This window comes from Pseudomonas sp. WAC2 (assembly GCF_030403525.1).
Classification (GTDB): Bacteria; Pseudomonadota; Gammaproteobacteria; order Pseudomonadales; family Pseudomonadaceae; genus Chryseomonas; species Chryseomonas luteola.
On the sequence record NZ_JAUEPD010000010.1, the window covers coordinates 155960 to 169103 of the forward strand.

At 53.7% G+C, this 13144-nt stretch carries 17 protein-coding genes and 1 tRNA gene; 10 read left to right on the forward strand and 8 right to left on the reverse strand.

Annotation, left to right across the window (positions count from 1 at the left end; genetic code table 11):
• Positions 1 to 28 precede the first annotated feature (28 nt).
• A complete protein-coding gene (locus tag QWJ10_RS20225) occupies positions 29 to 961 on the forward strand; it encodes a D-2-hydroxyacid dehydrogenase (RefSeq protein ID WP_289929420.1) in 933 nt (310 codons plus the stop codon).
• Between the two features lie 45 nt (positions 962 to 1006).
• On the opposite strand, the gene QWJ10_RS20230 is transcribed toward QWJ10_RS20225, so the two are convergent.
• Positions 1007 to 1603, reverse strand: a complete 597-nt coding sequence (locus tag QWJ10_RS20230) for a nitroreductase family protein (protein ID WP_019366983.1) — start codon at positions 1601 to 1603, stop codon at positions 1007 to 1009.
• Positions 1604 to 1897: 294 nt separating this feature from the next.
• Between QWJ10_RS20230 and QWJ10_RS20235 the strand changes: the two genes are divergently transcribed.
• Positions 1898 to 2347: a YcgN family cysteine cluster protein gene (locus QWJ10_RS20235; protein ID WP_122042318.1), complete on the forward strand. Its 450-nt coding sequence runs from the start codon at positions 1898 to 1900 to the stop codon at positions 2345 to 2347.
• Position 2348: 1 nt separating this feature from the next.
• Here the strand turns inward: QWJ10_RS20235 and QWJ10_RS20240 are convergent, their stop codons facing one another.
• Together QWJ10_RS20240 and QWJ10_RS20245 are read right to left on the reverse strand one after the other, a co-directional pair.
• Entirely contained in the window at positions 2349 to 3107 is a 759-nt protein-coding gene (locus QWJ10_RS20240; RefSeq protein WP_289929424.1) for an SRPBCC family protein, read from the reverse strand.
• Positions 3108 to 3242: 135 nt separating this feature from the next.
• Positions 3243 to 5264 carry a S9 family peptidase gene (locus tag QWJ10_RS20245; protein WP_289929425.1) on the reverse strand — a complete coding sequence of 674 codons (2022 nt, stop codon included), beginning with the start codon at positions 5262 to 5264 and terminating at the stop codon, positions 3243 to 3245.
• 130 nt (positions 5265 to 5394) lie between these two features.
• Between QWJ10_RS20245 and QWJ10_RS20250 the strand changes: the two genes are divergently transcribed.
• The 6 genes from QWJ10_RS20250 to QWJ10_RS20275 all read left to right on the forward strand — a co-directional run bounded on the left by QWJ10_RS20250 (position 5395) and on the right by QWJ10_RS20275 (position 9241).
• Positions 5395 to 5862 carry an MFS transporter gene (locus QWJ10_RS20250; RefSeq protein ID WP_239382860.1) on the forward strand — a complete coding sequence of 156 codons (468 nt, stop codon included), beginning with the start codon at positions 5395 to 5397 and terminating at the stop codon, positions 5860 to 5862.
• A gap of 246 nt (positions 5863 to 6108) precedes the next feature.
• Positions 6109 to 6882, forward strand: a complete 774-nt coding sequence (locus QWJ10_RS20255) for a class II glutamine amidotransferase (RefSeq protein ID WP_010794718.1) — start codon at positions 6109 to 6111, stop codon at positions 6880 to 6882.
• 43 nt (positions 6883 to 6925) lie between these two features.
• Positions 6926 to 7441, forward strand: coding sequence for a DUF2937 family protein (locus QWJ10_RS20260; protein ID WP_019366989.1), 516 nt, complete (start codon positions 6926 to 6928; stop codon positions 7439 to 7441).
• Positions 7442 to 8045: 604 nt separating this feature from the next.
• Positions 8046 to 8122 (forward strand) — tRNA-Val (locus QWJ10_RS20265).
• Positions 8123 to 8286: 164 nt separating this feature from the next.
• Entirely contained in the window at positions 8287 to 8634 is a 348-nt protein-coding gene (locus QWJ10_RS20270) for a hypothetical protein (RefSeq protein WP_010794716.1), read from the forward strand.
• Between the two features lie 385 nt (positions 8635 to 9019).
• Positions 9020 to 9241: a hypothetical protein gene (locus QWJ10_RS20275; protein ID WP_073450168.1), complete on the forward strand. Its 222-nt coding sequence runs from the start codon at positions 9020 to 9022 to the stop codon at positions 9239 to 9241.
• Positions 9242 to 9306: 65 nt separating this feature from the next.
• Here the strand turns inward: QWJ10_RS20275 and QWJ10_RS20280 are convergent, their stop codons facing one another.
• The 4 genes from QWJ10_RS20280 to QWJ10_RS20295 form a co-directional block, all read right to left on the reverse strand.
• Positions 9307 to 9999 carry an endonuclease I family protein gene (locus QWJ10_RS20280; protein WP_019366992.1) on the reverse strand — a complete coding sequence of 231 codons (693 nt, stop codon included), beginning with the start codon at positions 9997 to 9999 and terminating at the stop codon, positions 9307 to 9309.
• 165 nt (positions 10000 to 10164) lie between these two features.
• Positions 10165 to 10479, reverse strand: a complete 315-nt coding sequence (locus QWJ10_RS20285) for a hypothetical protein (protein WP_010794713.1) — start codon at positions 10477 to 10479, stop codon at positions 10165 to 10167.
• A 133-nt stretch (positions 10480 to 10612) separates the two neighbouring features.
• A complete protein-coding gene (locus tag QWJ10_RS20290; protein ID WP_019366993.1) occupies positions 10613 to 10846 on the reverse strand; it encodes a hypothetical protein in 234 nt (77 codons plus the stop codon).
• A gap of 417 nt (positions 10847 to 11263) precedes the next feature.
• Entirely contained in the window at positions 11264 to 11500 is a 237-nt protein-coding gene (locus QWJ10_RS20295; RefSeq protein WP_074824214.1) for a hypothetical protein, read from the reverse strand.
• A 529-nt stretch (positions 11501 to 12029) separates the two neighbouring features.
• On the opposite strand from QWJ10_RS20295, the gene QWJ10_RS20300 reads away from it, so the two are divergent.
• Positions 12030 to 12371 carry an I78 family peptidase inhibitor gene (locus tag QWJ10_RS20300; RefSeq protein WP_150347161.1) on the forward strand — a complete coding sequence of 114 codons (342 nt, stop codon included), beginning with the start codon at positions 12030 to 12032 and terminating at the stop codon, positions 12369 to 12371.
• A gap of 149 nt (positions 12372 to 12520) precedes the next feature.
• Positions 12521 to 12751 carry a hypothetical protein gene (locus QWJ10_RS20305; protein WP_010794707.1) on the forward strand — a complete coding sequence of 77 codons (231 nt, stop codon included), beginning with the start codon at positions 12521 to 12523 and terminating at the stop codon, positions 12749 to 12751.
• Positions 12752 to 12817: 66 nt separating this feature from the next.
• On the opposite strand, the gene QWJ10_RS20310 is transcribed toward QWJ10_RS20305, so the two are convergent.
• Complete coding sequence (locus QWJ10_RS20310; protein WP_010794706.1) at positions 12818 to 13030, reverse strand: cold-shock protein; 213 nt, start codon at positions 13028 to 13030, stop codon at positions 12818 to 12820.
• Positions 13031 to 13144: the final 114 nt, after the last annotated feature.

Consider the following 13144-nt stretch of genomic DNA (forward strand, 5'->3'; position numbering starts at 1 on the left):
CCACTGCTTGTCAAGGAAAGACCAGATCATGCGTTTCTTGTTGTTGGAAGACAGTTATGAGGACTATCTCACCGCGTTGCATGGGTTGGACGCCTCTCTGGAAATAGTCGGAGGTAATGATCCAGAAAAGGTGGCAGGCGTGGCTGCCGAGTGCCAGATCTGGCTAGGGCAGCCAGATCTCGTCGCAAAGCTTCTGGATCAGGGGCTCAAGCCCTCATGGGTTCAGTCCACCTGGGCGGGCATCCGGCCGCTACTGGCCTCCGGGTTAACGCAGGACTATGTGCTCACGCGCGCAGTGGGCGTGTTCGGGCAGCTGATGAGCGAGTATGTGCTCGGCTATCTGCTTGCCCATGAGCGATGTCTCTTGGAGCGCGCTCGAAAACAGGCGGATCGACTCTGGGAAGCCTGTACCCCCGGCTCGCTGGCAGGGCGACGTGTTCTGATTGTCGGGGCCGGTGACATTGGCCAGGATGTAGCACGCTTTCTAGCGCCTTTTGGAGTTGAGCTCTACGGTATTGCCAGAAGCCCGCGCGCACTGCCCGGCTTTCTTGACGTGCATGGTCTTGAGGACTTGAGTCGTGAGGCCTCGAAAGCTGACTACCTCATCAACCTTTTACCTGACACTTCGCATACGCGTGATCTCTATACGCTTGACCTGTTCAAACAACTGAAGCCTTCGGCACTGTTCGTAAATGCAGGACGTGGCACTGCCGTTGTGGATGCCGATCTGGTAACAGCATTGGAGCAGAAATACCTGGCCGGCGCCGTGCTCGATGTTTTTCGAGAGGAGCCGCTGCCTAAGACTCATGCGTTCTGGTCGGCGCCTGGACTGATCATTACCAGCCATACCGCGGCAGTGTCTTCGCCCCCTTATATTGCCCGACTCTTTCTTGAAAACCTGAGCCGCTACCGCAACGGAGAGGCATTGAAAGGGCAGGTGGATTTCAAGCAAGGGTATTGATTGCGTGCAGAGCCGGCCTCTTCGTAAGCCGGCTCTGTGGCGGCATTAGCCGAGAGTGTAAGGGCCTTCGGCAGCCAACTCTTCGACTGGCCGACGTGGGCTGGGCAGCTCACGGGCCTGTAATTTCTCAGACAAAGACGACTTGTCGCCCAGCTTGCCAATGGCAATTGCCATTTCGATCTTGAAATCGGTGGGTACTTTCAGCTCCTGACGAATCAGGTCGTACTCAATACCTGCCATCCCGTGGGTATGAAAGCCCAGCTTGCCAGCCTGTAGAGACATAAAGCCCCAGGCTGCGCCGGTATCAAAACTATGGCTACCCAGCGGAACCTCATCGCTGCCGCCGGGCGGTACGAAGGTGGTTTTGGACAAGACGATGACCAACGCCGCAGCATGTTGTGCCCAGCTACGATTGTACTCACTGATCAGCTTGAGAAAGGTATCCCAGTGCGCAGAGCCACGGCGAGCATAGAGGAAGCGCCAGGGCTGAGCATTGTAGGCAGAGGGCGCCCAGCGAGCGGCCTCGAAGATGCTCATCAACTGGTTTTCTTCTATAGCGGCATCACTGAAGGCGCGGGGAGACCACCGTTGGACGAATTGCGGGTCGACTTCATACTGCGGAACACGAGTGCTAGCGGTCATGTGACGTCCTATGAGGTAAAGGTGTTGCGCGTCACTCTGGTTCGGCCTGAAGGAAATGATATGAAGCGCGCCATGCAGGAGCCATCCTGACTTCAGCCATTCTGGCCGCGGATGCTGTTTCGCCTGCGCAGGGGTTCGTCACATTTTACGCTCAGGCAGGCCCATGAGCTGCGCATCTGGAGAAGCCCTGTAACGTTAACCTCCAGAAGGCTGCGGCGACAAGCTGCACGAGCGGTGCTTGGCCGATTCGTGCATGAGGACTAGACTGCGCGCTTTTCGCAACCGACTACGTTCATGGCTGATATCACTCGACCTTTCTGGAAACGCAAGACCCTAGACCAGCTCGACCAGGGGGAGTGGGAGTCCTTATGCGACGGCTGTGGCTTGTGCTGTCTGCAAAAGCTGGAGGATGAGGACGATGGCAGCGTGTATTACACGCGTATCGCCTGCAAATTGCTGGACCTGAAAACCTGCAAGTGCACCCGCTACGCCGAACGGAAGCAATTTGTGGCTGACTGTATTCAGCTCACTCCAGGGCAGGCTGATGAATTCAAGTGGCTGCCGCCCACCTGTGGCTATCGCCTGATATCAGAAGGCAAGGACCTGCCGCTCTGGCATCCCTTGGTCTCGGGAGACGAAAGCGCCGTACATGATGCCGGAATCTCCCAGTCGGGCCGCATGCTGAGTGAAACCCAGGTAGCGGAAGAGGACTGGGAAGACTATATGATCTTTCGGGCGGGCTGAGTCAGCCCACTGGGGACGGATCGGTCAGCGATGTGTTTCCGGTAACGGTTACCATCTGCGTGGCGCTGGCCGCACTTTCCATCAAGCGCTTCAGATGAGTCAGGTCTCGGGAAGCCTGTGACGCCGGATCGCGTTTCATGATCTTGGCGAGGCTGTGCCCCAGTACGCCACCTGGCGGATCATAGGCAATCAGGGTTTCGACTTCGGTACTGCCATCAGGACGCTCATTGAAGGCTACCCAGCCCATCGTATTGAGATCGCCGCCGGCGATGGAGCGCCATCCAATCAAGTTGCCAGGCTCGTCCTCCGTGATGACTGAATCCCACTCGAGCGGGCCGGTCGGGCCTTGAATCACCCAGTGAGAGCGTTTGTCGTCCAGGATGTCGATGCGCTGGATCAGCTCCATGAATGCAGGCAGGTTCTTGAAGTCGCGCCAAAAGCGATAGAGTTCGTCCTTGGGTCGATTGATAACCACGCAGCAAGACTCGGTCTTGGCATTTTTCCAGTGATAGTCGCGCATTAGTTGGCGTTCAAACTCACTATGACTCAACGCTTGTTTGGCAGCACAATGCCCTGAATAACCCCGGTAAAGTGCCAACGCCCCGACAGCCATCCTTGCAACCCCGAGCAGGCCGCCCTGTCGTAGTCCCTTGATCAACAGCAGGCCACCCCCTGTCAGGGAGGCAATACGCTCAAGTCCCCCCACATTTTGCACGCGGTCTGAAAGATGGCTGTTCCGGGTAGCACGGCGGCCCAACATGACAAGCTCCTTGATGACAGGCAATTACAAAAAGACCGCGCCAAGGCAAAGCTGTTCCGGTGGGATCGATAGCTGGTTAACAGATCGGAGCGTTTCCAGCAGGCAGGGTCGGATGCTCTGCCTGCTGGAAGCGTATCAGTGACTCAGTCCAAGAACCTTGAGCAGGAAAGCGTACTCAAGTGCTACGTCACGTAGCGCCTGATAACGGCCGCTCATGCCACCGTGACCTGCGCCAAACTCGGTCTTGAGTAGCAGCAAGGCATCATTCGTGCGCGTGGCTCTGAGCTTGGCTACCCATTTGGCCGCTTCCCAGTACTGCACGCGAGTGTCGTGATAGCCTGCTACGGCCAGCAAGGCTGGATAAGCCTGGGCCTTTACATTTTCGTAAGGCGCATACGCAGCGATGCGGGCGTATACATCGGCCTCACCTGGATTGCCCCATTCATCGTACTCGGTGACGGTCAGGGGAAGGTCGGGCTTGAGCATCGTATTGAGCACATCCACGAACGGGACTTCTGCAATGGCCGCTGCAAACAGATCAGGCCGCTGATTGAGCACAGCGCCAATCAACAGGCCGCCAGCACTACCGCCGCTGATGCATAACTGCGAGGCGGTGGTATGCCCCTGATCGATCAGGTGTTCGGCGCAGGCAATAAAGTCATCGAACGTGTTCTGCTTGTTTTCCAGCTTGCCCGCCTGATACCAGGCCTCACCTAGTTCACCACCGCCTCGCACATGTGCGATGGCAAAGGTGAAGCCACGTTCCAACAGACTCAGACGCGCATGGGAGAACCAAGGGTCGAGGCTGTGACCATAGGCGCCATAACCGTACAGGTACAGCGGGGTAGGCTGGCCCATCCGATCCTTGCGCATGACCAGGCTGATCGGGATCTGCGTGCCATCTGGCGCCGTAGCCCACAAACGTCGACTGATATAGTCGTCGGCATTGAACGGCCCCTCTACCGGGACTTCCTTCAAGACCTGTTGTTCGCCGGTGGCAAGGTCTAGTTGGCGTACCTGTGCAGGGCGATTGAGTGACTCATAACGCAAACGCATGACCGGGCTGTCAAACTCCAGCACGTCGATCATCCCAAGGTTGTAAATCTCGTCAGGTAACTGTACCCGATAAGCAGGTGCGTTTTTGGGGCGTACCTCGAGCACCGGCAGGCCTGACTCGCGCAGATTCAGGATATAGCCGTTTGCATTGAGGTTTACCTCTTCGAGCATTCGCTCGGGATCATGTGGAACCAGCAGCTCCCAGTGCTCGCGGCTGGGCATGTCATCTGGCGCTTGATACAGGGCATAGTTGATACCTGCCTGATTGCTTCGAATCATCCAGCCATCAGCTCCATGATCAGGGAAGTACTCATGACCTTCCTGACGAGGGGCTACACAGACGAAAGCCTCGCTTGGCCGGTCCGCGTCCATGACCCAGGCTTCACTGGTGGTCTTGCTGTGGGAAAGGAGAATCAGCTTGCGCTCGGAGCTTGAGCGGTAGCATCCAATAAAGAAGCGGCCATCCGTCTCGTGGAAGACCATTTGCGCCTCTTGGTCACCCAGGCGATAGCGATAGAGCTTGTGAGGGCGATGAGCCTCGTCACGCTCTCCGAAAAACAGGGTTTGGCTATCGCCAGCCCAGGTCATGCTGCCATCGCAGTCATTGAAAGGAAGTTCGGTCAAGTCGCCTGATGCCAGGTCTTTTATAAACAGACGATAGGTTTCGTCACCGGTCTGGTCCAGGCTGTAACCCAGCTTGGTCTGATCAGGGCTGAGCGTGAAACGGCCAATTGACAGAAATCCGCCACCGGCCAGTTCATTGGCGTCGAGTAGCAATTCCTCCTGGAACTCATCGATGGTCAGCGAGCCGTCCTGGGGGCGAGGGCAGCGGTAATGGCGCGCATATTCATCACCGGCGCGGGTTCGGTGGTAGTAGAGATAATCTTTGTACGGTACCGGCAGTGATAGGTCCGTCTCCCGGATGCGTCCCTTTATCTCCTGGAAAAGTGTCTCACGCAGCGCGGCTTCCGGCTGCAATACCTCGTCCAGATAAGCATTTTCAGCTTTCAGATAGGCCAGCACTTCAGGATCATCGCGTTTCTCCAGCCAAACGTAGGGATCTGCGCCGTGCGTACGTTGAGCGAGAGGAGGTTGTGTCATGGGTGACTCCTTAGGTGTCGGTGGACCGGTTTTGAGGTGCCTGTGCATGGGCAGGGAGCGAGTAGGGGCGCCCAACCGTGCAAAAGTCGCTATCATAGGCATCCTTTTTATAGACCCGCCATGTATCGAAATGACTGAGCACGATTACCTGATTGCCTGGGCTGTCTATGGTGTTGCCGCACTAGGCTGTCTATGGGTGTGTTTCAAAGCGACCGGCTGGATGTGGCGTTGGCTGCGAGAACCCATCCGTTTGATTGTTGCCCTGATACTGTTCTCTCCGACAATAGCAGACCCTGAGCACAGCTTTTACGCACCCTCTAGCGCCATTGTCGTCATGGATCTCGGCTTCCATGTAGGAAACAGCGCTTGGCGGGCTGTGGCGGAAATGGCGTTGTATGGGTGTATCGCATTCGCGGCATATCTCATCTTCGCGCTGATCCGCTGGCTTTTCCAGCGCTCCCGGCGCAATGATGAGGCTGCCAACCAGACACCACCGCCTGCCGACCAGCCTGCTCCCACGGCAGCGAACAACCCCTCGCCATCATCCCCACCATCACGGGTCCCAGAGCGTCGTACGCGCATCGAGCCGCGCCTGTAGTCATCACGCCGCCCTTGTCTGTTTGCAGGCTGGGGCGAATGTTCTCCGTCTGGCTGGGTCCATTTCTGTGTATGTTCATAAGACAAGTGAATGATAGGAAGCCGCCGGAAGTACCGTCAGGTAGCCGTTTTATTGCCGTATCGTCGTCAAACAGCTGATTCGAAACTGTTTCTTGGACATACTCATTGTCTGGCAGAGGGCCTGCTATTAGAGCATTTCTCGTGCCGTATCGAATGAGGTCTGGATATGTGTGAATTGTTGGGCATGAGTGCCAATGTTCCTACCGATATCACCTTCAGCCTGACGGGGCTGATGCAGCGAGGAGGACGTACCGGTCCCCACCGGGACGGCTGGGGCGTGGCGCTGTACGAAGGACGCGGACTGCACATGTTCAAGGATTCCATGCCGGGAGCGGATTCCGAAGTGGCTCGCATGATCCAGGGCTATCCGCTCAAGAGTCGCACGGTTATCGCGCATATTCGCCATGCCAACGTCGGCTCGGTAAACCTTGCCAATACACACCCTTTCGTTCGGGAGCTGGGAGGGCGCTACTGGTGTTTTGCCCATAATGGCCAACTCAACGAGTTCGCACCAGATCCCGGTCTGTTCCAGCCAGTAGGGGACACGGACAGTGAGGCGGCATTCTGTTATCTGCTCAATGAGGTCAGGCGGCGTTTTCCCGATCCGGTGCCTGTCGAAATGCTCCTGCCTGTTCTGGTCGGAACTTGCGATCACTTTCGCCGCTTTGGTGTGTTCAACTGTCTGCTGAGTGATGGTGACTGGCTGTTCACGTTTTGCTCGACCAAGCTGGCCCACATTACGCGACGGGCCCCGTTTGGTCCGGCGCACTTGAAGGACGCCGACCTGACGGTAGATTTCAAGGCTGAAACAACGCCTGATGATGTGGTTACAGTGATTGCGACAGAGCCTTTGACGGCCAACGAAACCTGGGCGCTTCATCAGCCTGGTGAGTGGAAATTATGGTGGGATGGCGAAATCGTCACCCAGGGGCGGGTCTAAACGGTTGTAGCGAAGCCTGCCATTCAATACGCAAGGAGTTATGATGCTGCGTAGTTACATCCGGCTAATCCTGTTTGCGCTAGGCCTTCTGGTTGGTGTGCAGATACCAGGGTTTATCACTGATTACAGCCAGCGTATCGAGGCCCATCGCCTTGAAGCCCATCAGGCGTTGGAAGGGTATCGCAAAACGGCAGGCGAGTTTTTTGGCGGTGATATGGATCGTCTGGTAGCCCATTATCGTGCCAGTGATGATCCGGTCTTCCAGAGCGATGCCGATAGCCTTGGCATGCTGATGCGCCGTGAGCAAATGCTCGATTCGCAATGGCAGGCATTGCAGGGCCGCTGGTATGAGCGCGCTTGGCATGTCTTTACCAAGGCTAACCCAGCAATACTTGAAGAAACGTGGCAAGGCTACCGTTATCAGGTTGTCCTGACGCCTGAATGTATCGGTTGGGGGCTGGCCTGTGCCTTTTTACTGTCCTGGATCATCGAGGCCATCGCCTTGGCATTGGCTGTACTTATCATGCCGCGGCGTAGGCCAGCCCGACGTCTCGTCTAAATTGAAAGGCCGGAAAATTCCGGCCTTTTTTGTGTCGCTCAGCCTGCAATGTGGGCAACTGCCTCTATCGACCGGCAGTCGCCTGCTTTAGTGGGCCTGATTTCAGCACGCTTCGTGATAACCATGACGCTGATCCATATCCGTATCACTGCCGAGCATCTTCTTGACCGATACGGCATAGGTACTTTGTATGCGTTGGTCAGGTGCATAGATGAGCCGGTAGTGGCTTTGAAAGATACAAGTCCGCGGTCGATTGAGCGAGTCGCTGAAGAAGGGCGCAAGGCAGGGCGCGAGGTGATAAGCCATCGTCCCAGGGGTATGATGGAATGGCAGACTTGCGCGGCCTCTGGCCGAGGCAACAGGTTACTCCGTAGGCGAAATTTACTGTAGTCATCAAGTTGCTTAGGGGCTGTTTGAGCGGAGGTTATCGGTATGCAAGGGAGAAGATCTAGCCTATCCGGTTGCCAAGCCATTTAAGGTTCAGTTCTCTCACTAGGGAATTACCTGATTTCAGGCTATGCCAATAAATTTTCGTCTTTTCAGTGATTTAGAAGAAAAAAGGCTTGACGACCCAGTCTAATTCCGTAAAATGCGCACCCACAGCAGGCACGTAGCTCAGCTGGTTAGAGCACCACCTTGACATGGTGGGGGTCGTTGGTTCGAGTCCAATCGTGCCTACCAAATATTCCCGCACTGCTGGCGGGGCAAGAAGCCGATCCGAAAGGATCGGCTTTTTTGTTTGGGTCGTTAAAACATTTCGTCTCAAACACAGCTCAATAATGTTCTCAAATTGACGTATAACGTCAGGTCTTCTGACTGACGAGTCACGGTGCCAGGAGTGGGTAATGAAATGGTTTTGTGTAGGAGCCGTGCTTCTACTCGCCGGGTGTGCAAGCGTAAAAGATCTGGAGCAAAGTCCGCCTTCAATGGATGTCAGATCAGGTAAGGACGTTCAGGCCTATACCCAATGCCTGGTTGATCGACTGGCTAAAAGTCGAGCACCTGCAACGCTGGCAGGAACAGCTAGCGAGCAAAGGATTATTGTGCCATCCAAGGTTTCTTCTATTCCTGCTGCGGTTATCCATGTAGACGATAGCTCTCGTGGCAGTCACATCACACTGCACGAACGCATGGCTAACAATCCTCTTCGGCCCAGCGATGTTCGCGAGGCGGTTAAGTATTGCATTGACTAACGGGTTAAGCAGCGTGCCCTTTAGGTTGTTTCGAGAGCACGCTCTCAGCCATCTAGAGGTATGAGAAAAGTGCGCCGAATAAAATGACCCAAACGACCGGGACGGAAACGTAGAGAAATTTTTCGGTGGGCGTGAAGGGCTTTTTACTGATCATCGCGAGTGACTACCTGTATGAATTCGCTATGTGATGAGTGGGGCATTAAGGCCGGAAATATGCCTGAGCTACATGACGTATCGGCGTAACAGGCGAAACTTGAAGTGGGCAGGTAAGGGCGGCCGCAATGGCAGATGAATGGTCGCGGCATCGGTAGGCATTCAGGCTGGGTGCATGAATGTCCGATCTGTAAAATGAAAGCCTGATAATAACTCTTCGCGGGAAGTAGGAATGCAGGACGTGTTGATCCACGTGTGGGAAAGGATTTTTTGGGTAATGCTCTGGGCGGTTCGTTACCTGCCGGCTACGCTGGCTATTCTGGGGATAGCGCTGATCGTGGGTGTCAAAAATAACCATACATGGTGGGGGCGGGTCGTACTGCTTCTGTTTGGTCTCGTAACACTTCTGGTAGCAATGACCATTCAGATTCTTTCCTCTTCCCCTCCTGCCTAAACTCTTTCAAGTCGGCTGTCCTGTAGCGTTGGTTAGCAGTCAGTGCTACAGGATGACTAGCGATTTTAGGTACGACAGACCTTGAGATCGACATTTCCAACGTATTTATTGCCGTGACCCATAATGCACGCCAGGCGCTGGTTTCGTTGGCGCTCCCACCGCTCGGCCGGGTATTGCTTGTTCCAGGCTGAATACAGCTGTTGGTCCTGCTTGGATAAGCGCAGGTCATACCGCTCGCTCATGTATAGGTAGGTGCGCGCAATCATGCCGCGGATTTCTGGGCGGGGCATGGCTTTCTTGGCTTTGAAGTCGACCACCATCTGACAGGCCCCATACTGGGTCGGTTTCTGTGGCAGCCAGCCGAACGAAAAATTGCTGCGGTCGCCATTCACTTCACCGATGACCGGTACCAAATTGAACAAATCAGCTTCGGCTTTCTGATAAATCGGATCGCTTGAGGTGCAGTTTTTTCTCCCTCCTTTTTGCCAGCACTGGCGCTGATGGCCGATAACCCAGGCAGGCACGATGTGCTCCCATTCGATGCGAGAGGCTCTGGTCGCATTTTTGCGGGGCACATAGCCACAGCTTTTCAGGTCCACGGTCTTGCCGGAGTAGTGGCAGCCGCAATAAAAATCTACAGGTTGCTGCTTGTAGACTTTAGCGCCTATCACTTTGGCTTCACGAAACGTGCGAGGCGCTTCTGCATGAGCCGGAATGATAAAAAAGAAGAAAGAAATCAGAGAAAAAATACGAAACATGGCCGCGCTCAATAAGTAAATCGGCGCGGATGGTAACGGGCAGCGTTGGGTTTGAGGAAGGCAGTAGGACTAAAATGAGAAATGGTTCACTGTATGGATAGACAGCTGTTTGGCGGAGAGGTAATTGCTAGCGACTTACTGTCATGTAACCCGCTAGCGACAGGATTAGCGCCGTGTACGCTTGGCTGCCTTTTCCCACTGCCCAATCATCTCAAGAGTAAGGCGCTCGTCCCAGGATTCTAGCTCAATGTTTTGAGCCAGCAGTTTTTTACGGGCGGCGACCAGAAGGTGGTGTAGGGAAGTAGGATTGCAGTAAATCGCGGTACGGATACGCCCAGATTCAAAGTGGATAACTCCCTGAGGATCTATCGCTTTAAAGGCAAAGGTACCGCGAGAATCACGGTTGGTGAAATGGCATTCCAAGGGTGCCAGGGCAGCTTGTATTCTGGAGCGGGCGGCATCGTAGCGTGAGGGTTGCATGTCAGTATGCTTAGAACGACTATTTAGGATGGCACACTGACATTAAGTTTATACAGTAGTTCGATAGGGAGCGCTGTTTGAGCCTTTAATTGTTAAAGATATCTATTTTGCAGGTTGAAGACGTTAAGAATCTCTATTTTCGGGCGTCTCTAACGATGCAGACAATCATGGCGATAGTGGCCACAATCATCGTTGCAATACCGAAGCCCAGCTGAATTCTGGCTTTGGTTTGATCACATATTTCAGCAACACCGCCATGCGAAGGACAGCCGCCTGTTGTAAACCAGTAGGCATTACCCAGAAGTAACATCCCAAAGGCGCAGGCGATGAATGCAGTCAACGCCAAAAACAATACTGTGCGTAACATATGGACTCTCTAGGTAAAGCGAATGAATGCTGATCAGGCAGTAGGCGATACGAAAGACATGACTCGATGCGTATTGGCTTGCCTCTATTCTCATTATAACGCGCTTAAGGGCAGAAAAAGGTAAGAACCAATACCCGGTATGAATGCCCAAAACATTGCTGCTTACTTCTTGGAGATGCCAACATGCCTGAAACTGATCATATAAATCCTGACCAGATCGACGTCGACCCTGAGATTCAGCCTAACCCTAAAGAGGCTCCTGTTCCTCTGGAGTCTGATGAGGACGCAGAGAACAAATAACCAGACGTTGCCGACTCATTTATAACAAACTGATTTATAAATGAGTCATGCATGATTCGAAAAAGCAGGACAGGCTGTCAAGCGTAGCAAGGCCCATCTAGCAGGGCAGGCGGATGCCTAGCGATAAGACCAGTCGATGTTAAGCAGGTTGAGCTTTTGTGCACGCAGACGACGCTTGTTGAGTTCGTCACTATAGGGGGGGAAATCCAGTTCCAGACTCTCGCCTCCATGCTGTTTCAGTACGTACAAAAGGACAGTGCCTTCATCGACATCAGCCGGCGCGTCGGCTATTGCCAGTTCTCTTGGTTCTCCTGCCTCTTCATAGGTAATAACCAGGTTGCCTGCATTGCTCATGATCGTACTCCCTTAATGGTGTAATTCGATGAAGCCATCTCTTTTGACGGGCTAATAATGAATTCATTCCTTACAAAGGCAGCCTGAATGGCTTCCAGGCGTAAACGCATGGGTTTTGCATTTTGCTAAGGTAAATACGTCACACTTTCGACTGATGTGAATTGTGAGCATTGATAGGCGCACTGAAAATCTCGCCCTAATTTAGGAGAGGGTTTAATGCTGCATGTATACATGCCGATGGGTAGTTCAAGGGATTCTCTTTGTCTGTCTTCTGATGGCCATGTTTGGCCCTCAAATGACGTGGCGCTATTTCATAGCTCGCCGCATTGCTTCCCGTCTAGGTATTCAAAGTCTTTTCGAGCTTAATACCTTGGTTGTTGGCTTCTTGCTACTGGTCGGTTTCTTTCTGGTACGGTGGAGCACGCACGCTCCCTCTTGAAGACGGTAAGCCATATTTACAAAGTAGCCCTTGTTGCCGGGTGCTTCGAGTCCGTATGGTAGAGCTTTATGTAAACGGTAAGGCAGTGTAATGACTTGGAAGTTGAGTTCCCTGGCAGCGTTAATTTCTTCCTTGGTTCTTGTAAGTGCCTGTAGCAGCTCTCCAGAGTCTGGCAGTAACGAACGTACCCGAAGCAGTGATGCAGCTACATCCGCATCCTCACTTGGAAGTGGTTGTAATTCCGATGCTGCACAATATGCAGTGGGCAAGACGGCCACTCCTGAGCTCTTCAAGCAGCTTCAAGAGCGCTCTGGTGCAAGGATTACGCGTCTTGTGCGTCCAGATGATGCCATGACGATGGATTTCAACTCGGAGCGCCTGACGGTTACCACTGATGAGGCGCTTGTGATCAAGACGGCTCGTTGTGGCTGATACATCCGAGGGCGGGCCAACACTGATGCCTCTGATCAGGTTGGTCTGCCTGAGTCTACTCTGAATCGATCAATCTACTCTCGTTGTGGATAGGATGGCTTTGGCCTGTGTCTATCTTATGAACACGGATTAGACGAGAGGAGAAATTGATGGGATTGCGAATCTTTGGCGATCACCGCGCCTGGGCAAGTGCGGTAGAAAGCGAAACAGGCATCGAAGCCTTTATTGCCATACAAGGGCATGGAAAGGAAGAGGAAGCTCTGCACCGAGTAGCGACAGACCGTACCTTTACGGACCTTATGGAGGCCGAGCGTGCGGCGGATGAGATCCTGCAGAAGATGACGGGTATCAGTGCAGACAGCCAACCCCTATTTGACTAAGTCTTTGTATTTAATTCAGGCATAAAAAAGCCCCGTCATGGACGGGGCTTTTTCAAGGGAAGTGGATTAAACCACTTCAACCTCTTGTGCTTCCATACCTTTCTGGCCTTTGGCAGCCACGAAAGATACAGCCTGACCTTCTTTCAGGCTCTTGAAGCCGGCAGCCTTGATCTGGCGGAAGTGAACGAACAGATCAGCACCGCCGGAGGACGGGGTGATGAAGCCAAAACCTTTCTCATCGTTGAACCACTTAACAGTACCGGTTTCGCGATTAGCCATGGTGTTTTTTACCTTTTCAAAAATTAAGTTTCGGTAAAGGGAAGTCTTGACCGAGACTGAGCACTGAGTGTAACGGAGTCGTAACGATGTTGGATCTGTATCTAAACACCATGT